Origin of the sequence: Ferroacidibacillus organovorans (genome assembly GCF_001642725.1) — a bacterium.
GTDB lineage: Bacteria > Bacillota > Bacilli > Alicyclobacillales > SLC66 > Ferroacidibacillus > Ferroacidibacillus organovorans.
The window spans coordinates 13,328-34,104 of record NZ_LSUQ01000029.1 but is presented as its reverse complement, the minus strand read 5'-3'; the positions used below and the strand labels follow the sequence as shown (position 1 = coordinate 34,104).

At 54.4% G+C, this 20,777-nt stretch carries 17 protein-coding genes, 1 tRNA gene, 1 other RNA gene and 1 riboswitch; all 19 genes read left to right on the top strand.

All coding sequences use genetic code 11. The features are described 5' to 3' along the window. The coding region (locus AYW79_RS15865) for a hypothetical protein (protein ID WP_197467716.1) at positions 1-295 on the top strand (295 nt) is incomplete at its 5' end. A gap of 241 nt (positions 296-536) precedes the next feature. Next, complete coding sequence (gene rny, locus AYW79_RS09940; RefSeq protein WP_067565064.1) at positions 537-2,087, top strand: ribonuclease Y; 1,551 nt, start codon at positions 537-539, stop codon at positions 2,085-2,087. Positions 2,088-2,157: 70 nt separating this feature from the next. Further along, on the top strand, positions 2,158-2,937 hold the full coding sequence (locus tag AYW79_RS09935) for a TIGR00282 family metallophosphoesterase (RefSeq protein WP_067565062.1): 780 nt from the start codon (positions 2,158-2,160) through the stop codon (positions 2,935-2,937). A 37-nt stretch (positions 2,938-2,974) separates the two neighbouring features. Next, positions 2,975-3,922, top strand: coding sequence for a dipeptidase (locus AYW79_RS09930; RefSeq protein WP_067565060.1), 948 nt, complete (start codon positions 2,975-2,977; stop codon positions 3,920-3,922). Positions 3,923-3,997: 75 nt separating this feature from the next. Beyond that, on the top strand, positions 3,998-4,822 hold the full coding sequence (locus tag AYW79_RS09925) for a PHP domain-containing protein (protein WP_067565068.1): 825 nt from the start codon (positions 3,998-4,000) through the stop codon (positions 4,820-4,822). A 143-nt stretch (positions 4,823-4,965) separates the two neighbouring features. Then, entirely contained in the window at positions 4,966-5,484 is a 519-nt protein-coding gene (gene cotE, locus AYW79_RS09920; protein WP_067565058.1) for an outer spore coat protein CotE, read from the top strand. Between the two features lie 78 nt (positions 5,485-5,562). After that, complete coding sequence (locus AYW79_RS09915) at positions 5,563-6,822, top strand: YheC/YheD family protein (RefSeq protein WP_067565056.1); 1,260 nt, start codon at positions 5,563-5,565, stop codon at positions 6,820-6,822. A gap of 15 nt (positions 6,823-6,837) precedes the next feature. Then, complete coding sequence (locus AYW79_RS09910; protein ID WP_067565054.1) at positions 6,838-8,004, top strand: YheC/YheD family endospore coat-associated protein; 1,167 nt, start codon at positions 6,838-6,840, stop codon at positions 8,002-8,004. Further along, entirely contained in the window at positions 8,001-9,446 is a 1,446-nt protein-coding gene (locus AYW79_RS09905; protein ID WP_067565051.1) for a putative amidoligase domain-containing protein, read from the top strand. The genes AYW79_RS09910 and AYW79_RS09905 overlap by 4 nt, the downstream gene beginning before the upstream one ends. Positions 9,447-9,498: 52 nt before the next feature. Next, positions 9,499-10,716: a YheC/YheD family endospore coat-associated protein gene (locus tag AYW79_RS09900; protein ID WP_067565049.1), complete on the top strand. Its 1,218-nt coding sequence runs from the start codon at positions 9,499-9,501 to the stop codon at positions 10,714-10,716. Beyond that, a complete protein-coding gene (locus tag AYW79_RS09895) occupies positions 10,713-11,759 on the top strand; it encodes a YheC/YheD family protein (RefSeq protein WP_067565047.1) in 1,047 nt (348 codons plus the stop codon). The genes AYW79_RS09900 and AYW79_RS09895 overlap by 4 nt, the downstream gene beginning before the upstream one ends. Before the next feature lie 50 nt (positions 11,760-11,809). Next, a non-coding RNA gene (ssrS, locus tag AYW79_RS09890) (6S RNA) lies at positions 11,810-11,992 on the top strand. 118 nt (positions 11,993-12,110) lie between these two features. Further along, a complete protein-coding gene (gene miaB / locus AYW79_RS09885; protein WP_231877708.1) occupies positions 12,111-13,565 on the top strand; it encodes a tRNA (N6-isopentenyl adenosine(37)-C2)-methylthiotransferase MiaB in 1,455 nt (484 codons plus the stop codon). Further along, positions 13,562-16,129 carry a DNA mismatch repair protein MutS gene (gene mutS, locus AYW79_RS09880; protein WP_067565045.1) on the top strand — a complete coding sequence of 856 codons (2,568 nt, stop codon included), beginning with the start codon at positions 13,562-13,564 and terminating at the stop codon, positions 16,127-16,129. Before miaB ends, mutS begins: the two co-directional genes overlap by 4 nt. Beyond that, positions 16,108-18,021 (top strand): DNA mismatch repair endonuclease MutL, encoded by a 1,914-nt coding sequence (gene mutL / locus AYW79_RS09875; protein WP_067565043.1) that lies wholly within the window; start codon positions 16,108-16,110, stop codon positions 18,019-18,021. Before mutS ends, mutL begins: the two co-directional genes overlap by 22 nt. Next, positions 17,949-18,848 carry a class I SAM-dependent methyltransferase gene (locus tag AYW79_RS09870; RefSeq protein ID WP_156481722.1) on the top strand — a complete coding sequence of 300 codons (900 nt, stop codon included), beginning with the start codon at positions 17,949-17,951 and terminating at the stop codon, positions 18,846-18,848. The genes mutL and AYW79_RS09870 overlap by 73 nt, the downstream gene beginning before the upstream one ends. Further along, positions 18,845-19,804, top strand: coding sequence for a tRNA (adenosine(37)-N6)-dimethylallyltransferase MiaA (gene miaA / locus AYW79_RS09865; protein ID WP_067565039.1), 960 nt, complete (start codon positions 18,845-18,847; stop codon positions 19,802-19,804). The genes AYW79_RS09870 and miaA overlap by 4 nt, the downstream gene beginning before the upstream one ends. Then, a complete protein-coding gene (gene hfq / locus AYW79_RS09860; protein ID WP_067565037.1) occupies positions 19,801-20,049 on the top strand; it encodes an RNA chaperone Hfq in 249 nt (82 codons plus the stop codon). The genes miaA and hfq overlap by 4 nt, the downstream gene beginning before the upstream one ends. 120 nt (positions 20,050-20,169) lie before the next feature. Continuing rightward, a tRNA-Thr gene (locus tag AYW79_RS09855) sits at positions 20,170-20,245 on the top strand. 209 nt (positions 20,246-20,454) lie between these two features. Further along, positions 20,455-20,601, top strand: a riboswitch (cyclic di-AMP (ydaO/yuaA leader). Positions 20,602-20,777: the final 176 nt, after the last annotated feature.

Below are 20,777 nucleotides of genomic sequence, written 5' to 3'. Positions count from 1 at the left end.
GCGTGGTGCAGAGCGCGATGAGGAACAGGCGGCGGTACGGCTTGCCCTTAAGAAGTTTCCTGAACTGTTGCGACGCGCTGAAAAAAGGGTAGAGCGAATGAAACATAAGGGAGCGGTCGAGCGCGTGGAACGGAATGGTGAAGTTCTGCGGCACGGTTTGCTGCTACTAGGACAGTATCTTGCTCGACGCGGTTTTAAGCACAGTACCGTTTCGCACGTTGTCGAACAGATCGGATCTTCACAAGGTGAGGAAAATGAAGGCGCTTGGCGTAGCGACGATGCGGAATTCGAGTGAGACGTCCGACTGTCGACGGCAAATGAGTCTGCGACAGCGGATAGGATGCTGTGGAGGACGAGATTTTGCTTTGACAGCGGTGAATGGGCTGATTTATACTGGTAAAGCGTATACCTGCTGTTGATTTTTTCTCGAAACGTTTACGACACAGTTCTGGTCTTTGAAGCGTTCTTGAAAGCGTTAGTGAATTCATGCGACGTCCCGCGCTCGAAGTATGGTGAGCAGGGAGGGCAAATTGCCCATGATTGGTGAAGGAATTGTTTTAATCGTTGTTTTTCTGCTCATCCTTGTGGTAGCATTCAGCATTCTCATGATTTTAATGAGAAACAAATCGATTCAGACCTCGTTGTCTGCGGCTCAGGCACAGGCGGAACAATTGATTGAAGCGGCGAAACGGGAAGCAGAAGGTAAGCTAAAAGAATCAACCCTTGAGGCAAAAGAAGAGGCGCACCGAATTCGCAGTGATGCGGAGCGCGATATTCGCGAGAGACGGTTTGAAGTTCAGCGTTTGGAGCGCCGTCTTTTGCAAAAAGAAGAGGCGCTTGATCGCAGGAATGAAGCCTTGGATCGACGCGAAGAATCCCTTGCAATGCAGGAGCGAAACCTCGATAAACTGCGTGAGGATGCGGAAGCGCTCGTTGTCGAGCGCACCCAGGAAATGGAACGGATTGCCGTTTTGACGCGCGATGAGGCAAAAGCGATGATTTTGGAACAAGTACGTTCAGAGTGTAAACACGATGCTGCTGTCTTAATGAAAGAGATTGAGACGCAGGCGCGTGACGATGCGGAACGGAAAGCGAAAGAAATTATTGCAACAGCGATTCAACGTTGCGCGGCAGACCATGTTGCAGAAACGACAGTGTCTGTGGTGACACTGCCGAGCGACGAAATGAAAGGGCGCATTATCGGTCGTGAAGGCCGCAACATACGCACCCTTGAAACACTGACAGGTGTCGACTTGATCATTGACGACACACCGGAGGCTGTCATTTTGTCCGGCTTTGACCCGATTCGCCGCGAGGTGGCGCGGATTGCCCTTGAGCGGTTGGTTGCGGACGGTCGCATCCACCCTGCACGCATTGAAGAGATGGTGGAAAAAGCGCGCAGGGACGTGGAAGACCGCGTTCGCGAAGAAGGTGAACAGGCGACGTTTGAAGCGGGGATTCACGGCATACACCCCGATTTGGTTAAGGTTTTGGGACGTTTGAAATTTCGCACGAGCTACGGTCAAAATGTGCTTAAGCACTCTATCGAGGTGGCCCATTTGGCTGGACTTATGGCGGCAGAACTCGGTTTAGACGTGGCGTTGGCAAAACGTGCAGGACTTCTTCACGATGTAGGAAAAGCGGTTACGCATGAGGTGGAGGGGTCACACGTAGAAATTGGCGTAGACCTTGCGAGAAAATACCGTGAGCACCCGATTGTCATCAATGCAATCGGCGCGCATCACGGGGATATTGAGTATACGTCACCCGTGTCGGTGCTCGTAGGCGCAGCAGACGCGTTGTCCGCAGCGCGACCAGGCGCCCGTCGCGAGTCGCTTGACGTGTACCTTAAGCGATTAGAGCGTCTTGAAGAGATTGCATGCTCGTTTGAAGGCGTGGACAAGTCATACGCGATTCAAGCGGGGCGTGAGATCCGAATTATTGTAAAACCTGAGCAAGTGGATGATGCAGAGTCCATTCGCGTAGCGCGAGAGATTTCAAAGCGAATTGAGAGTGAACTGGATTACCCTGGCCAGATTAAAGTCACGGTAATTCGCGAGACCAGAGCAGTAGAATACGCAAAATAGAGGCGGCCCTTTGGCTGCCCTTATTTTTATTTCGTCGGATTGAAAATTGATTTGGAAAGGGGCGCTCAGGATGAGATGGTTGATGCTTGGCGATATCACAGGCCATCCTGGAGTGGCGGCAGTCGCCCGCTATTTACCTGGTCTCATTACAAAACACCGCCCGGATCTCGTGCTTGCAAACGCAGAGAACTCAGCGCAAAATGGTCGCGGAATTACGCGGCAGGCGGCGGAGCGACTCTATGACGCGGGTGTAGAAATATTGACACTTGGCAATCACGCCTTTGATCAAAAGGATACCGCTTCGTGGCTTGGCGATGACCCGCGTATCGTTCGCCCCGCGAATCTACACACGTCGGTGCCTGGTCAGGGATACACAACCGTTAAGGTAAAAGGGAAAGTTGTAGCCGTATTAAATCTCATTGGACCTGCAGGAATTCCGCTTGGAAGCAATCCTTTTCTCTTTTTTGATCAATTTTATAAAGACATTTCCGCATCTTGCGATTTTCTCTTTGTCGATTTTCACGCAGAGTTCACATCAGAAAAATTAGCGATGGGCTGGCATGCGGATGGGCGAGCTACGGCGGTGATTGGCACGCACACTCATGTTCAGACGGCAGATGAACGCATCTTGCCGGGGGGAACCGGCTATTTGACGGATGTCGGCATGACGGGCCCGCGTGACGGAGTGCTCGGCGTGCGCAAAGAAACGGTGATTCGCAAATTCATTGATCAGTTGCCCGCAAAATTTGATGTTGCAGACGGATTTCTCCAATTGTCGGGTGTGCTTATTGACGTTTCAGAGAGTGGCCGAGTCACGAAGATTGAACGCATTCAACAGCTTGAACAGTAGCAGATACTGCGTTACTCCATTCAGAGGAGGCTGAGCCATGTTTCAGGGGAATCGAGTTGTCGACGGACACGCAGATATTTTATATCGCATGGGTCATGATCATTTGTCATTTGGCGATCCTGACTCGGGTCTTCATCAATCTTATGAGAAATTAAAGGCGAGCGGCGTTGACTTGCAAGTATTCGTTACGTTCGTGGAACCTGCGCTCTCAAGTGGCGAACAATTGTACGAAGTGTTTGCGTCGCTCAAACGTTTTTATGATGAAGTTGTTCCGAAAGGCATTTCACCAGTTTTGTCCGCTGCCGATATCGCGCGTTTGCGCGAATCTGATTCAAACCCAATCTTTGGTCTCTTGAGCGTTGAAGGCGCAGAGTGCCTCGACCGTCGAATCAGTGTTCTAGACGGACTGTATCGCATGGGGGTTCGCCTCGTTGGACTCACGTGGAATGGTCAGAACTGTCTCGCGGACGGCGTTGGTGAATCGCGTGGCGGCGGACTTACGCAGTTTGGATTCGAAGTGGTACAGCGAATGAACCAACTCGGCATGGTCATCGATGTCTCCCATCTGAGTGTTCAGGGCGTTTGGGATGTCCTCGAGACATCGAGCGCGCCGGTCATTGCGTCACACAGCAATGCGATGCGCGTTCACGCGCATCGCAGAAATCTTACGGACGACCAAATCCGGGCCATCGCGCGCTCAGGCGGATTGATTGGTGCTACGTTTGTTCCGCCCTTTCTCGCAGAGAAAGACGCATCGATCGATGATGTGATGCGTCACATCGATCATCTCTTGACGATCGCAGGCGAAGATGCGGTGGGTCTCGGTTCTGATTTCGATGGCATAGATGAGGGACCTGTGGGATTGCGCGACGGACGATCCTATCCTGTTCTTTTAGAGCGACTGTATCGAACGTATGGGGATCCAGTCGCGAAAAAGATCGCGGGTGAATCCTGGCTTCGCGTTCTAGAAACGGTGCTCCGCTAAGATGGTGAGAGGCGATCATTTCGCGAGGGTGTGACTGCGAGAGTGAGGGTTAACACAGATGGAGGGCGAATGGAGATGGTAAAAACCGCGCATGCAGTGGATCTTCATGTTCACACCACAGCGTCCGACGGTACGCTTTCTCCCCGCGCGGTCGTGAAACTCGCTCGAGAGCGAAAGCTTTATGGCGTAGCAATTACCGATCACGACACGGTAGACGGCGTCGTCGAGGCGCAGCGCGCTGGCGTAGAATTTTCCGTGCGTGTGATCGCAGGGGTGGAACTGAGTGCGACCGATGAGAGCAGAGATGTCCATCTGCTCGGTTACGGGATCGATCTTCTCGATGCTTTGTTTCGGGAAAAACTTTCTGCACTTCGCAGTGAGCGTGACGAACGCATCAAAAAAATGGTCGAACGCGCCCAGGCTTGCGGGATGACCATCGGGATGGATGATGTCTTGCGTGAATCGTCAGGAGGGACGGTCGGACGTCCGCATCTTGCGCGCGCCATGGTCAAACGGCAACTCGTATCGTCTGTTCAAGAAGCGTTTGCGCTTCACCTGCGGCGCGGTGGAACCTGTTTTGTCGATCGCCCGCAACTCGCAGTAAAGAACGCCGTACAATGGATTCACGATGCGGGAGGTGTGGCCGTCTTGGCGCATCCGGCATTGATTGGGGATGACGCGTATGTCGAATCGTATCTACACCTTGGCATGGACGGGATTGAAGTGGATCATCCAGACAACGACGCTGCAAAGCGCGCGACGTACCGCGCGATTGCAATGCGGATGAACCTGTTTACGACGGCTGGCTCTGATTTCCACGGGTTAACGAGTGGTCACCGCGGCGATCTCGGAAGTCAAATCATGGAATATGAAGACCTCCCCGCAAAACTCCGCACCTAGTTCCTCTCATACGCCTGTGATTTGGGCGCGCAAATCCGTGTCACTGGCCTAGACCGATTCATAGGATGTGCTGACAGATCGATCGATCCATTAACAGAGGAGCAGACGATGCACTGTCAACATGGCTGAAGGAGGTCGCGGGCGTGCACTCACGAGATGAATACCGCGAAATCATTACAGATGCGGTTTGTGGTCGCGGTAGTAAGTACAGTCAGCATACCTATACCATCCACACGGCGAATCGTCCTACCACCATCGGCGGTTGCTGGGTGATGAATCACTCGTGCGAAGGGATTCTGATCGACGAGACGGTCGAGGTTCGCGGGCGTTTTGATACGAACGTTTGGTATTCGTATAACGACAACAGTGAAACCGCGGTTGCAAAAGATACGGTTTCCTACGTTGAGCAAATCAGCTTGCAAGGGCTTGACCCAAATTGCGCACGAGACGATTTGTCTGTGCACGTCAAAGTCAAGCAGCAACCCAATTGTGTCGACGCGACGATTGTAGATGACCACTCCGAGATCTTGGTTCGCGTCGAAACGGAATGGCTTGTCGAAGTGATCGGGCCGACGAAGGTGTGGGTATTGACGATGACCCCCTCCCATAAAAAAGACAGCTTTGACATTGAGAGCAGCTCGCTTGAAGAGTCAAGCCTGTAATAGAACTTCATGTAGTGCGGGGGCGCGATGCGCCCTTTTTTCTCTAGATTCGCGCATTGCACAAGAGGGGGCGACGTCATGACGCAGTCGCACATGGTGAATGCTGCGTATGGTGCACTTTGCGAGCGGGTAAATCTTTTTGGCAGCAGACGTAAGACGAGAATTCTTTTGCACACAAACATTCGCCGCGCGCTTCACCTGCCGCCTCACGCGATGCGTTTTATGACAACGGGCAATCAGGCCATTCGACTCGGTCCTGCGTTTGCGATTTATGCTCTCTCAAAAGCAAAGGGGCGACGCTTTGGCCAACAGCAGACACTGTTTCAAGATGTCAGTCGGCTTGGCGCGCGCCTAGGCATGGACATCTTTGTGATAACGCCTGGGGCTGTCCGGGCGGGTGTTCATGTCGTCTCGGGGTACCGTTTTCGCGAAGGTGTGTGGCGCGAAGAAACGTGTCCTTATCCGGACATCGTGTGGCGCAGATTGACCAGTCGCCCACGCGCACTGCAGGCGAAGTTGATCGAGGATGAAACAGTCTTCTCGGAGATGCCGCAAATCACGCTGCCGCGCTCCATGAGTGAGAAGGGTGTTATGCATCAACGCGTATTGACGCGCGCTCCTTTTTCTTCACACGTGCCACAGACCAAGATTGCTCACAATGAAGAGACGCTCATCGCGTGTGTGGATGCATTTGACGACTGCTACGTGAAACCAGCGCGTGGCACCCAAGGCATCGGTATCGCGCGCCTGCGCCGTACGCGCGGCGGCCATGAATTCCTACGCGATGGCGCGCCTGCGAGCAAGATTTCTCTACCTGAGCTCGCACTTTGGTACGCTTCTTTTTTTCGTGTGGGTGAACGTGTCATCGTGCAGGAGACCATCCCGCTTCTTCACACCATGGATAAGCGACCGCTTGATTTTCGCTGCCTCGTGCAGGCGGTAAACGGTCGACCCGTCGCGACGGCGCTTATCGCGCGCGTCGGTTCCCCGCAATCGATCACGACCAATCTTCACACAGGCGGTGAGGCGGTTTCTGCGCAGGACCTCCTGCCGCGTCTCACTGCGTCGCAGGCGAGCGCAATGCCTGCAGAATTTCGACGTGCAGAATCTCTCGCGTGTGATCTGTTTGAAATGCTCCAGCGCCAGCATGGCGAGTTGGGAGAAGTGGGAATCGATTTCGCGTTTGATCAGAATCTTCGCATCTATATCCTTGAAATCAATCCATGCCCCGGTCGGAGGATGCTCAGAAATGTCGATCCGCGGTTGCGCATGCACTCCATCACGCGAATCCTAGAGCATGCGCTTTGCATTACAGGGTATGAAACGATCAAATCATGACGAGGAGAATGGCGTGTGGCGAGTCCATCAAGGCGCGTGCGAAAACCATTTCTGACAGGTGCAGACAACAAGGGAAGCACGGTCGGCGTCATGACGCACGTGCGACTTGTCGATGGCCAGTTTGCTGGGAGACAGGGCCTCGCCCTCATGAAATATCTTGAGCTTGGGAGAAAGCATGACATCGCGGTGTGCATCTTTGACCCGGCGGATGTCGATATAAAACGCCATGTGCTGCAGGGGTATGTGTTGCGCGGGATCGAGACGTCCCAGGTCATTCAGCGCGAAATGCCGATTCCTCTGGTCATTTACGATCAGATCTTGTCCCGGAGATACGAGCAATTGCGTTCTTTTCGACCGCTGCGCGCGTATCTGCAAAAGAATGCCAAACTGTTTAACAACGGTTATTTCGACAAGTGGGATGTCGATCAATGGTTAAAAAAGCGTACCGCACTCCTTTCCTTTCTACCAGAGACGTATCCACTCCGTGACGCAGATCAATTGCATTCTTTTTTGATGAGACACCCAGTCACATTTATCAAACCGACGGCTGGAAGCCTTGGCATCGGAATTTTGCGGGTGATTCAAAAAGATCGCGACTGCCTCGCACAGTTGCGAGAGCGCTCAGGGGCGCTGCGTGAAGAAACGTTTAAAAGCGCAGAGGAGCTGTTTGCGCGTTATCAAAAACGTTTTTTGCGTCCCCACATCCTCCAACAGGGTCTGACGCTTATTCAGGTTAATGGGTGTCCTGTCGACTTGCGTGTCGTTGCACAAAAAAATCGCTTAGGCATATGGTGCATCACAAAGCAATACGCCCGAAAAGCCGCCAGCGGTGAGTTTGTCTCCAATCTAACCACGGGCGGTGAGGCGCTTCGCATTGGCGATCTGGAGCGCAGCGGGCTGATTCAAAACGCTCAGTCACTTCGCGAGACGATCAAGACGCTTACGATGGAGGTCTGTGATTGTATCGAAGAAGAGAGTCACACGTTGATCGGTGAACTCGGTCTTGATTTTGGAATTGCGCCTGACGGTCATCTTTATGTCATTGAGGTGAACAGCAAGCCGTTCAAATCACCTGTCACCGAACTCGGTTCGGAGAAATTGCTCGATCTCTCGTTTTTGCGTCCTCTGCGCTTTGCGCAGGGACTGAGCGTGAAACGAGGTCAAAAAGGGGTACCGCGATGAGCACATACCTTCTCCATCAGGGGCAGGCTTCTGCCAGGCGGCTGGTTAAACGTGTGCCTGGACTGATCGGGATTCGCGAGGTGCGTGGCCATGTGCAGTCGACCGATCGACTGATTCGCTATGTGGGCGGAGAAGAGCCGGACGCAGGCGCGTGGGTCATCAATCGAAGGGCTGCATTTGAAACAGCCAGTCAGCGCAAGCGTATGGCCGAGCGACTTAAAATGACAGGGGTTCGCTTGCCGAAATATGCGCGATCGGCGCGCGATGGATGGCAGGCTCCTTTGACGAGGCACTATCGCATTCCGGTGTTTGGGCTGCGCGCCCTCGCGTGTTTTCGCACCGATCAAAAAACGGTGTGGCTGAGCCAGCGCGTACGTGAAGTGGTTGACTCGATGTCAGAAATTCCGCTCGATTTTGATGAACAGGCAGGAAAAGTGTGCCAATTGGCTGTGCGCGCGACACACGCATTGGGACTAGAAATGTCCCTTGTGAGCATTGGTGTCACACCGCGCGGCATGCTTGTTGTCTTGGACGTCTCTCCGGCGCCTGTCATGCAAGGAAGGATTCTCGAAGTGTTTGCGCAAGCGATTCACGAGTGGATTGAACAGCGTGAAACAGCTATCGATCCGGCGCGCATTTTACTTGGCACCGATCTTGAATTTATGCTACGCGGAAAAAAGGGGAAGATGGTTCTCGCGTCTCGCTTCTTTCCGCTCAAAGGCGTGGTTGGCTGTGACGATCGGAGCTTTGGTGGAGACCGCATGAAACACCCGCTTGCAGAGGTGCGCCCGGCACCCGCCGCCACGCCGGAACGCCTGTGTGAGAATGTGCGACAGACGCTCTATGAGGCCGCCGGGCGCTTCCCGCACGAATTTCCACAGTGGATTGCCGGGTGTGCGCCGTTTGAACGCTTTCCGACAGGTGGTCATATTCATATGAGCGGGGTACCTTTTCACGGCAGGTTGGTCCATCTGCTGGATGTGTATGTCGGGCTTCCGCTGATGCTGATTGAGGATCCGATGAGCAGTGTGCGCAGAAGACCGCGCTACGGTTTTCTTGGTGATGTTCGTCACAAGCCGCACGGGGGTTTTGAGTACCGCACACCTGGCAGCTTTCTGGTCGATCCGGTCATCGCCATGTGCGCATTCGCATTGGCGCACATCGTCATTCACCATCAGCAGGAGCTTGTCTGCCATCCACTCTACGAGGATGAAATGACGCGCGCGTTTTACAAAAATGACCGCGACACGCTTTTGCCTATGGCGCGAGCGATCTATTCTTCCCTGCGTAGAACGACCGCGTATGAGCGATTCCAGGATGTCATCGACCCTGTTTTTGAGATGATCGAGCGCGACGAAGTGTGGGATGAGAATGTGGATGTGCGCGATGCGTGGGGTGTGCGTGAGCAGGCTGAAAGTCGCGCACGGACAACGGCTTCTTAAGCGATTGTCGCTTGTGATGTGATGTGATGAGAGAAGAGAAAGGGTTTTTTTCATGCCGTATGATAAAAATACTGACGCACTGCGCGAGGGGCATGAAGATTCTTTGCACCGGAAGCGCGCGTCTACGCTTTCTTCAAAGCCGCTGTGTATGGTGTGGATCGGAGAGCGTCAGGTGCGCACTGCCTATCTGCAAACGCTAAAGCGTGAGGCGGCGTGGTTTGGGTTTGACGCAGCGATCGTGACTACACCGCAACTCCTCGAAGTGCTACAGACAATTGAGCGCTCAGCTGTCGTCTATAATCGCTTGGGGACGCGTAAAGACGAGTCGCAATCGGCGGTTGTTCAGTGCAAACAAATGCTTGATGCGCGAAAGATCCCCTATTTTAATCCGTCTTTCCTTTCCAAGCGCGATGTAAGCATCTGGCTCCATCAAGACGATCAGGCGTCCGCATTGTTACCTGACACAACGTCTCATTTCAGTGAAGACGATGTAAAAGAATTTCTAAAGCGTTATCCACTCGTCTTTATCAAGCCGACTGACGGAAGTTTTGGCGAAGGCATTGTGCGCATCGCGCGCGAGGCGGGGCGGGTCGTGATGGCAGAGAGGCGCGGTCGGCGCGTCGTTTCGACGACGTTTGAGAGTATTTCTGCGCTCGCCAAACACGTGACGCGCACACGTAGCGCGACGTGCGTCTTGCAAGAAGGAATACAACTGCGTTCGGTGCAGGGATGCCCTACGGATTTTCGCGTTCATCTTTGCAAGGACGGCGAAGGTCAATGGCGGATCGCTGGCAGCGCGGCAAAGATTGCGCGGCGCGATGCGATTACCACGCACGTATACAGTGGGGGGCACGTTGATGCGGCAGAACAGGTCTTGCGCGGCTGGTATGGCGCGCGCGCGCTGACGATGCGTGAACGCATCGACCAGTCAGCTATCACCATTGGACGTGCGTTAGAGCGATTCGTCTCAGGGTCGCTTGGAGAACTGGGTCTTGACATGGGCATCTCGGCGGATGATCGCATCGTTTTGTTTGAGGCAAATGCCAAACCTGGGCGCACCATCTTTCACCACCCTTCCTTAAAAAATCAAGCGGCAGCCTCGCGCAGGATGCTGCTCTCTTTTGCGGCGAGTCTGACGCGCCCCCCGCAGAATCGCCTTAAGCCAAAACTTGACACGTCGCTCCCTAAGAACGAATCGGGCACGCCTTTCGAAGAATCCACTACGCAAGAGTCGGCTTCCTTTGAAACGTATGGGAGTCGGGCGCGATGAGTGTCGGCGTACTGACGGCAAGCGTAACGCGCGGCAAACCGGGTGGCGACACCATGCATTTTCGCAGACTCGTTCGCCTCGGCGAGCACATGGGGATCCCCATTTTTGTGTATAGCCTCAAGCCAAACGGTACCCTTGAAACGTATGCGTGGAATGCGTCTGGCGGAGGTTTCACGGAAATTCAGATGAAACAGTTGCCGCGTGTGCTCTACAACCGCATTCCGACACGCAGGCTGGAGCAAACGGATTGGGTAACATCCTTTAAGACCCGCTTTTCACGCGAAGGGAGAATTCTCACCAACCCAAACTTCCTCTATAAAGATGAACTTGCACGCATTTGGTCACGCGCGCCTGAATTATCCGCAAACGTTCCCGTTTCACTCGTTTCGCCGACTGTAGAAGAAGCACTTCTCGCGTTTCGCGAGTATCCGGTGTGGTATTTGAAACCAGCGCACGGCAAAGCGGGGATGGGCATCAAGCGTTTGCAGTGCGGTGCTCACTCGATCGGGATTACCCATCAGGAAAAAGGCCGTACTCGTATATCAGAACTGCGCGATGAGTTGATGGTTCGGGCGTTTTGGCGGAGTCTCCCCGCGCGCTTTGTGTTGCAGCGCGAGGCGAATACGCTAACGATTGATGGCTGTCGCGTCGACGTGCGGATGCTGATGCATCGTGACTTGCAGGATGGTTTTACGCGATCGGGTGCGGGCGTTCGAATTGGACCGCGCGACGGGATCACGACGCATGTTCCAAACGGCGGACGATTGGCAGCGCTTGACAAGACGTTACATGAGCTTTATGGGCGGCGTAGTGAAGAGGTGAATGCGCGGATTGAGAAGGTTGTTCAATCTGCCGCGCGCGCACTTGAACTCGGGTGCGGCGGCATTTGGTGTGAACTCTCCTTTGACCTCGGTCTGGCGCCGGAGGGGACGCCTATTCTATTTGAAGCCAATGCAAAACCCATGAAATTTGATGAGACGAAGATTGAAACAGAAGGAAAAATGCGTCTTTTGCGCACACTGCAACACATCGCCGAAAGCTGAGTCTGGAGAAAACTGATGGTTGCGCGAAGCGCGCACGCTTGCTATGATGTTCACACCTGCCGTGTGCGTATGAGGGCTTATGTTTTGAACCTTACGTGTTATAAGGGAAACAGATCGGAGTTTCGTGCTGGCATGCCCTCTTTGAAGGGACGTCAAACACTCGAAACCACAGTTGCCCACCTGCGAGAGCAGGTTCGAAAACACGCGTCCTTTACGGCATGCGCGGGTTTTAAATGAAAAGACAAGTGAACCGCCGCAGGAATGTCCTCCTGCGGCTTTTGCATGGAAAATTTGTCACCTAACCGATCTTTCGATAAACTAGAGTCAACGAGAACAGGGAGGAACGACCTGGTGCTGCGAAGTGAACTTGATCCCGCATTGACCGTGCATCGCCCCTCGATCCCCGTGCAGGAAGCGCTGAAACATGCGGCGGGATTGCGCGAAGAACTAAAGGGTGCGTACCGCGGGAAACGCTATCTCCTAAAAACGTATGGATGTCAAATGAATGAACACGACTCGGAAATGATTGCCGGGTTGCTCGAAGAAATGGGATATGCCGCGACAACCGATGAAACGGCTGCGGATTTGATTCTTTTTAATACGTGTGCGGTGCGCGAGAATGCGGAAAACAAAGTGTTTGGCGAGATTGGACGCGTCAAACCGCTGAAACAGCTTAATCCGCAACTCTTGCTTGGCGTTTGCGGGTGCATGCCGCAAGAAACTGCGGTGCAAGAGCGTGTGCGCAGCACATATCCGTGGGTGGATGTCGTCTTTGGCACGCACAATATCCATCGCATGCCTGAACTGATTGAGCAGGCGAGTCACTCGTTTGAAACGGTCATGGAGGTTTGGGAACAGTCGGTGGAGACGCTTGATGAACTCCCAAAGGCGCGCACCGATCAGACGCGCGCTTGGGTCAATATTCAGTACGGTTGCAACAAGTATTGCACGTACTGCATTGTGCCGTACACGCGCGGAAAAGAGCGTAGCCGCACGATGGAGAGCATCGTTTCGGAAGTCGTAGACCTTGCCGCGCGCGGTTTTAAAGAGGTGACGCTGCTCGGCCAGAATGTGAATGACTATGGATTGGATCTTGGAACGCATTTTTCGACACTGTTGCGGGCTGTGGGGGGTGTCGCGGGGATTGAACGGGTACGTTTTACCACGTCTAATCCGTGGAATTTTACAGATGATTTGATCGAAGCGATTGCCGAGACGAAGACCGTATGCCATCACATTCACCTCCCGGTGCAGTCGGGTAGCAATGCAATCTTAAAGCGGATGAACCGGGGATACACGCGCGAGTACTATCTCGAACTGGTGAGAAAGATCCGCGAACGCATCCCGGGCGTCGCGCTGACGACCGATTTGATTGTAGGGTTTCCGGGGGAGACGGAGCAAGATTTTCAAGAGACGCTCACCCTCGTTTCTGACGTTCAGTTTGACAATGCATATACGTTTTCGTATTCGGCGCGAACAGGTACGCCGGCGGCTGGATTTAAGGATGCCGTTTCAGAAGATGAAAAAAAGCAGCGCTTGGCTCGTTTGATGAGCGTTCAGGATGGCTATACGCTTGCGGCGAGTCAGCGAGCGGTAGGCGCGACGGCGCGCGTTTTGGTAGAAGGCGTCTCGCGAACGAACGGGCACGTCCTCGCTACTCGGACGGACACGAATAAGCTGGTGCTGGTGGAAGGACCGCCGCAGTGGATTGGGCAGTCGATTTACGTTCGCATCCTATCGGCCAACACGTGGACGCTGCGCGGGGAGCGCGTGGATCGTGAAAGTGTGGCGATGACAGGATCATGAAGACCCCGATGCTTGACCAGTACGAGCGTATCAAGGCGTCCTGTCCGGACGCCCTTTTGATGTACCGCCTGGGTGACTTTTATGAGCTGTTTTATGACGATGCAACGCTTGCGAGCGAGCTACTCGGACTGACTCTCACGGGTCGGGGCAAAGGGGATTCGCGCATTCCGATGTGCGGGGTTCCGTTTCACGCGGCAGAAGGATACATCGGGAAACTGGTGGATGCGGGGCTGCGCGTGGCGATCTGTGAGCAGGTGGAAGATCCGCGCAGCGTCAAGGGCATCGTTCGCCGCGAAATTGTGCGCATCGTTACGCCAGGAACTGCGCACGAGTATTTGCGGGAGGAAGACGGACCGCTGCGCATCGGGACGCTTGAGCTGCGCTCCTCGCGCACTTTGGGGGCGGTTGCAGCGATGCTTGATCCACTTACGGGGGATTGTCTGCGCATGGAGGCGACGACGCAGGAACTCCTCGGCTGGTTTAAAACATCGGGCGTGCGCGAATTGATTGTTGACAGCCAAACATCTGAACAGGCGAGGCGGGCAATTGGGGAGATGGCGACGGCGCTCAATGCACTCGTTTCCCATTTGCCGGCAGATCGCGTGACGCACGCACAGGATGACCTCGCGCAGGTTGTCACAACACGTCTCGTTGAGTACGTATCGTATACGCTTTGCACAACGCCGCTCCATATGAAACCTGCAACGTCTGTAAATGACACACCTTATCTGTATGTATCTGCAGGCACGGCGCACCACCTGGAACTGCTTGAGCCGCGCCGCTTTGCCAAGCGCTCGACGTCCCTCTTTGATTTTCTACAGACTACCCACACCGCGATGGGAAAACGCGCGTTGCGCCAAATGATTCTCTACCCACTCGCGGATGGCAAGGCGATTGAAGCGCGTCTCGTCGTGCTTGATCACGTGATGGAAAACGCGGTTGCCCGCGCAGAGACGGCAGAGCTGTTGCGCGGGTTCCGCGATCTTGAGAAGATGTGCGCGCGCCTTTCAAGCGGGGCTGCAGGCCCGCGCGATATACTTTTTATCGCGCAGTCGATGCGCCGCGCGGTGCAGATTCGAAACGTATGGGAACAGGTTGCGACTGCGGTCCCCCTCCACGCGCTGCTCGCGGATCTGCCGCGCGATGACGCGCAGGATGTGCAGATTGAGGCGATGTTGGTGGATGATCCGCCCGTCGCCGAGCGGGCGCTTGGCGTGATTCGGGAGGGCGTAGATCCTGAGATTGACCGATTGCGTCGCATCGCACAAGACAGTCGCGCGTACATGGCGGAACTCGAAGCGCGCGAGCGGCAGCGGACGGGGATACGTTCGCTTAAAATCGCCTATAACCGCGTCTTTGGGTATTACATCGAGGTGACGGCGAGCAATCGCGCTCTGGTGCCTGATGATTATGAACGAAAACAGACGTTGGCAGGCGCTGAGCGCTATGTGACGCCGGAGCTTCGACTGCGGGAAACGGAGATTCTGTCAGCGGAAGATCAACTGCGCAATCTTGAAGAAGGCCGCGTGCGCCAGATGATCGAGGAAATGCGCAGGCGGGTTCCTGAGATTCAGAAAACGGCCTCACTCATCGGCATGCTTGACGCCTTCACGGACCTCGCAGAGATTGCGCTGCGCTATCGCTTCACCCGTCCTGTACTCGATGACAGCACGGACCTTGAGATCAAGGCGGGGCGTCACCCCGTTGTGGAGCGGTGGCTCTCTGCCGCCTACGTCCCGAATGACACGTTTCTCTCTGATGAGCGGCAACTCGCGATCATCACGGGGCCGAACATGGGCGGAAAGAGCACGTATATGAGACAAGTGGCATTGATTGTGATCCTCGCGCAAATTGGCTCGTATGTGCCAGCGGACTACGCGCGCATCGGCATAGTGGACAAGCTGTTTACGCGCATTGGCGCATCGGATGATGTCGCGTCTGGGCAGAGCACGTTTATGGTGGAAATGGCTGAAACCGCAGAATTGCTCACGATGGCGACGGAGAAAAGTTTGATCTTGCTCGATGAAATCGGGCGCGGAACCGCAACGTATGACGGGCTCTCGATTGCAGAGGCGGTGATTGAATTTCTGCACGATCAGGTTAAAGCGCGCACCCTTTTTGCAACGCATTATCACGAGCTCACCGAACTCCCGCAGCGTTTGCCGCGCACGTTCAATCTCTCGGTTGCCGCGTCCACGGAGCGTGACGCGCTTATTTTTCTCCACCACGTAAACGAAGGACCGGCGAATCGCTCCTATGGCATTGATGTCGCAAAACTGGCGGGCGTCCCGAAACGGGTGACGGCGCGCGCGCGGATGCTGCTTCAAGAGCGCGAGGCACAGGCGCGCCAGATGAATCGTGAACAGGTTTCCTTTTTTGATACGCCGACTGCACAAGAGGACCAAGAGGCCAGGGCGATTCTTGAGACGCTTGCGGAGCTTCCTCTCGATGAGTGGACGCCGCGCGATGCGCTGACCTATCTTTTTGACCTTCGTGAACGCCTGCGCGCGACACGCGAAAACGGGAGTGAAGGGGTGAGCGCATGGGGCGCATCGCGCAACTGAGTGAACTTGTCGCCAATCAGATTGCGGCAGGTGAAGTTGTCGAGCGACCGGCGTCGGTCATTCGCGAACTCCTCGACAATGCGATAGACGCTGGGGCGACGAAGATTGACGTCACCGTGTCCGGTGGTGGACTCACGCGCATGGAAGTACAGGACAACGGCTGCGGGATGGATGAGGATGATCTGGTGCTCTCCATTATTCGCCACGCGACGAGCAAATTGCGCACGATGGATGACTTTCGAAAGCTTCACACGCTCGGTTTTCGCGGAGAGGCGCTGCCTTCGATCGCATCGGTCAGCCACATGATCTTGCGCTCGCGCGTGGAAGGGCATCCTGGCGGCATTGAATTGCGTGTGACAGGTGGAGAAAAGATCGATCAGGCGCCGATTGGCATGGCGCGCGGAACGCGTGTGACGGTCGAAGACCTCTTTTATAACACGCCTGCGCGGCTCAAGTTTGTGCGATCGCTCCAGACGGAGGTCAGTCATATCACGGAGGTTGTCACAAAGCGCGCCATGGCGTATCCAGCGATTGCCTTTACCTTGAAAGTGGATGGCAAGCTGACCTTTTTGACACCCGGAAGCGGCGACCTGACATCCGTTTTTCTCTCGTTGTACGGAGCGGATGTGACGAAGCGCGCGCTCGCCGTTCACGGTGTGCGTCCTGATTTGCGTGTACACGGCCTGATTGGGGCGCCGCAAGACGCGCGCACCGCGCGTCACGCGATGTGGTTTTATGTGAATCAGCGACCGATTCGCAGTCAGGCGTTACAGTATGCGGTTATCGAGGGGTATGGCACCGCACTATTCAAAGGAAGGTATCCGCTGACAGCACTCTTTCTTGAGATGGATCCGGCGCTCGTTGATGTGAATATCCATCCGAGCAAGCTGGAGGTTCGCTTCAGTGAGGAACAGGATGTGCGGGATGCGGTGACGCGGGCGATTCAGGCGGCGCTTATGACAGGCCTCTATATTCCTGACTTGTCTGAAAAGGAATCGCCTGCAGATGAACTGTTGCAACTGCGTGAACGCCCGCACGATGACGCGTATCTGTCAAAGCAGTTGGCGATCAGCGACGCCGACGGGGTTGACCGCATGTCTTACAGCGCTTCGCACCATGTGCAGGATTCAGACGCGGGTGGATACGAATCGCAATCGCGCGAGGGTGAATTTCGCCAGACATGCCAAGTGTACACCCGCGTTCAGTCTGCTTCGTCTTCTCCCTCGACGCCCCTAGGAGCGGAGCTGGCAGAGGCACTGACGCGAACACCTGCGCGGGAGCAGACGGTGTCGCAGGAGCCGGTAGACGATCTTCAGGATCGCGCGCGACTGCGGCCGATTGCCCAGGCGTTAACGATGTATGTCGTTGCAGAGGATGACGAGGCGGTCTACTTGATCGATCAGCATGCGGCGCACGAGCGGATACTCTATGAGCGATTCATGAAAATGGCCGGGGCAGGAACGACGCAGGAACAGGAACTGCTCGTTCCGCTCACCTACTCGCTTACACCTGCCGCGTTTCTTCGCGTGATGGAGCGGATCACGGATGCCAAGCGAATGGGACTGGTGTATGAGCCGTTTGGCGAACATGACCTCGTGGTGCGCGCGGTTCCGCTCTGGTGGCAGGGCATACCGCTTGATCGCATGGTGCAAGAAACGATCGACACTTTTTTAGAGGACGAAGGAGCCGATCAAAAAACGTGGGAAAAACGAGTGATTCTGCGCGCCTGCAAAGCGGCGATCAAGGCGAATCAAAGGTTATCCATGATGGAGATGCAGGCGCTTCTCGACGAGCTTTCGACGCTTCAGAATCCGTTTACGTGCCCACACGGTCGACCAACCGCGCTGAGGATCGGACGGGATCGACTGGAAAAGGAATTTCGCAGGCGTTAGATGAGACGTATTGGCGCAAGCATGCGGTCGTGACAACGTCCGCCAATGGCGCGCTGCGACAAGAGGGGCGCGCGCGCCATATTGCAAAACAGTATCATCTACGCTTTGTGGCGCGGACAAAGCGGCCCTTGGCGCTATTTCTTAAAGACGAAGGGGTCGACACTGCGATTGTCATTGGCGATGACCCGCGGGTCGCACTTTTTGACGGGGTGTCGCCACACGGTTTTTTCTATCATCCGGGCATTTCTCTCCCACGCGTCAAGGCGATGGAAAAAGGGGAAATGGATCGCTTTGTGGAGCTGTGTGGTGTACGTCGCGGGGATCACGTTTGGGATGGGACCGCAGGACTCTGCTCGGAGGCAACGCTGCTCGCGGCGGCAGTCGGCGAGGAAGGACAGGTAACGGCGACTGAGGCGCATTTCTTGACCTATCTGGTGGTTCGTGAAGGATTGGCAGCGTATCATTCCTCGTCCCCACAGTTTAACAGTGCCATCCGGCGAATTGCGCTGCGCTTTGGGGTATGGCAGGAACAGGTTCGCATGGACGCGACAAAGCGTCCGGACATCTTCTATTTAGACCCGATGTTTGAACAGACGATCAACCGCTCTTCTGGCATGCAGGCGTTAAAACCGTACACGCTGCCCGCATGCTTTTCGCGTGCGGATTTGGATTTGGCGCGCGGTTTTGCGAGACGCAGATTGATCGTTAAAACGAGACGGCACAGTGCGTGGCTACGCGCTGTTCAGCCTGATGAACTTCATGAGTCTGCGCGAATTGCCTATGCCGTTTTTTACGCAGCACCGTCACAGGAAGGGGGATCCATATGAAAACGCGCATTCTCTGTATTGTCGGGCCGACGGCCGTCGGCAAAACGGAACTCAGCTTGCAGCTTGCAGAAGCGCTCTCTGGAGAAATTGTAAGTGCAGACTCTATGCAAGTCTATCGCGGAATGGATATTGGCACGGCCAAACTGCTGATGAATCAGCGCCGCGGAATTGTGCATCATATGATTGATGTTGCAGACCCTACAGAGGTATATACCGTGCACCGCTATGCCGTTCAGGCCCGAAAGACGATTGATGAGATTGCGCTGCGCGGCAAGACTCCGATTGTCGTTGGTGGAACGGGGCTCTACGTGCGGGCGCTCACGGAGCATTTTGATTTTACGGAGACACGTGAGAATGAGGCGTTTCGGGCGCAACTCACTGCCCGCGCAGAGCGTGAAGGCGTGCAGCGATTGCACGAGGAGCTTATGCTGCGCGATTCTGAGGCGGCAACAAGAATTCATCCGAATGATCTTCGGCGCATCATTCGGGCGCTTGAAGTAAATGAGATCACTGGAAAAACGCTTCACGAGAACTGGAATCAAGGTGATTCACCTTACGATTCAGTTATGATTGGATTGACTCTTTCTCGTGACGCACTCTATCAGAGAATCGATGCACGGGTTTTGCAGATGATGGAAGAAGGATTGCTTGATGAGGTGGAACGGTTGCGCGCGCGCGGGTGTCGTCGCGACATGGCTTCGATGCAGGCGATTGGGTACAGGCAAGTGTTCGATTTTTTCGAAGGGTTGATCTCGCGCGAAGCGATGATCGACGAGATTAAAAAGGCAAGTCGGCGCTATGCAAAGCGTCAGTGGTCGTGGTATCGAAACGATCAGAGCGTACACTGGTACGATCGTTCAGAAGATGGTATGATACTGGAAATGATTCGCGATCGCGTTTTACAAGGATGGTTTGAGTCGCGGAGCGGCTCGCAGCCGCTGGGGGGCACACGGTGAGTAACGGAAAATTGATTAACATTCAGGATGCATTTTTGAATCAGATTCGCAAAGAAAATGTGCCAGTGATCGTTTATTTGGTCAATGGATTCCAAATTCGGGGGATTGTCAAAGCGTTTGACAATTTTACCATTGTGATCGAGTCAGATGGCAAACAGCAATTGATCTACAAGCACGCAGTTTCAACCTTTACGCCGAGCAGAAATGTGCGTTTTGACACAGAGGCGCTGAATCAGACCACGTAAAAACGTGCGACGCACGCATTCGCGCCGCTCACAGCGAATGTGAGCGTGTGCAAATTATGAAATGCAACTTGTTCTTGACTTGGAAATTCAATTGTGCTATCTTATGTGTGTTGTCGATATGCCAGCGTAGCTCAGTTGGTAGAGCAACTGACTTGTAATCAGTAGGTCGCGGGTTCGACTCCTGTCGCTGGCTCCAAAATACCTTGATTTGACGGGCTTTCTCGATCTTGAGAAAGCCTTTTTTTAGTTTATGGATGAGTCAACATGAGGCTCGTATGTGTTATGATTTATCATTAAAGATAGAATGTAAAAGAGTGTCGTTGCAAAGAAACCTCATTACAACCCCAGCATGATGCCAAGATTTAGCGAGTATGGTATAGTTATTGTAGTAAACTATCCTTGGTACCGCGGGAAGGGCCGAATCTCCTTTTTTGGAGAACGGGGGAACCATTTGTGGGGTGAATAGAGTGGACTGCGCCCGCAGTCGCTCTTAGGCGCGTATTATTTCGCCGAATCCGTCAGCTAACCTCGTAGGCGAATACTGGTGGCGACCATGTGCCGCTCATTTTACTTTCCAATCCCAATGCATCAATTGATTCAATACGCTTCTTTTTGTCTGTCTAAAATGATGCGTATTGGCCAAGGAAATCCACCAGGAAGGGTGGGTAGCGTACGCATTGCCCGCGATTCGATCACGGGTATTCATTTGTTGCGCCTAAGCGCCGGAA

What these genes read in the sequence shown, in the direction of transcription:
- miaA (WP_067565039.1), top strand. Translation starts at nt 18,845, where the DNA reads ATGAAAACGCGCATTCTCTGTATTGTCGGGCCGACGGCCGTCGGCAAA.
- rny (WP_067565064.1), top strand. Translation starts at nt 537, where the DNA reads ATGATTGGTGAAGGAATTGTTTTAATCGTTGTTTTTCTGCTCATCCTT.
- AYW79_RS09930 (WP_067565060.1), top strand. Translation starts at nt 2,975, where the DNA reads ATGTTTCAGGGGAATCGAGTTGTCGACGGACACGCAGATATTTTATAT.
- mutL (WP_067565043.1), top strand. Translation starts at nt 16,108, where the DNA reads ATGGGGCGCATCGCGCAACTGAGTGAACTTGTCGCCAATCAGATTGCG.
- AYW79_RS09900 (WP_067565049.1), top strand. Translation starts at nt 9,499, where the DNA reads ATGCCGTATGATAAAAATACTGACGCACTGCGCGAGGGGCATGAAGAT.
- mutS (WP_067565045.1), top strand. Translation starts at nt 13,562, where the DNA reads ATGAAGACCCCGATGCTTGACCAGTACGAGCGTATCAAGGCGTCCTGT.
- AYW79_RS09905 (WP_067565051.1), top strand. Translation starts at nt 8,001, where the DNA reads ATGAGCACATACCTTCTCCATCAGGGGCAGGCTTCTGCCAGGCGGCTG.
- AYW79_RS09925 (WP_067565068.1), top strand. Translation starts at nt 3,998, where the DNA reads ATGGTAAAAACCGCGCATGCAGTGGATCTTCATGTTCACACCACAGCG.
- AYW79_RS09895 (WP_067565047.1), top strand. Translation starts at nt 10,713, where the DNA reads ATGAGTGTCGGCGTACTGACGGCAAGCGTAACGCGCGGCAAACCGGGT.
- AYW79_RS09935 (WP_067565062.1), top strand. Translation starts at nt 2,158, where the DNA reads ATGAGATGGTTGATGCTTGGCGATATCACAGGCCATCCTGGAGTGGCG.
- AYW79_RS09915 (WP_067565056.1), top strand. Translation starts at nt 5,563, where the DNA reads ATGACGCAGTCGCACATGGTGAATGCTGCGTATGGTGCACTTTGCGAG.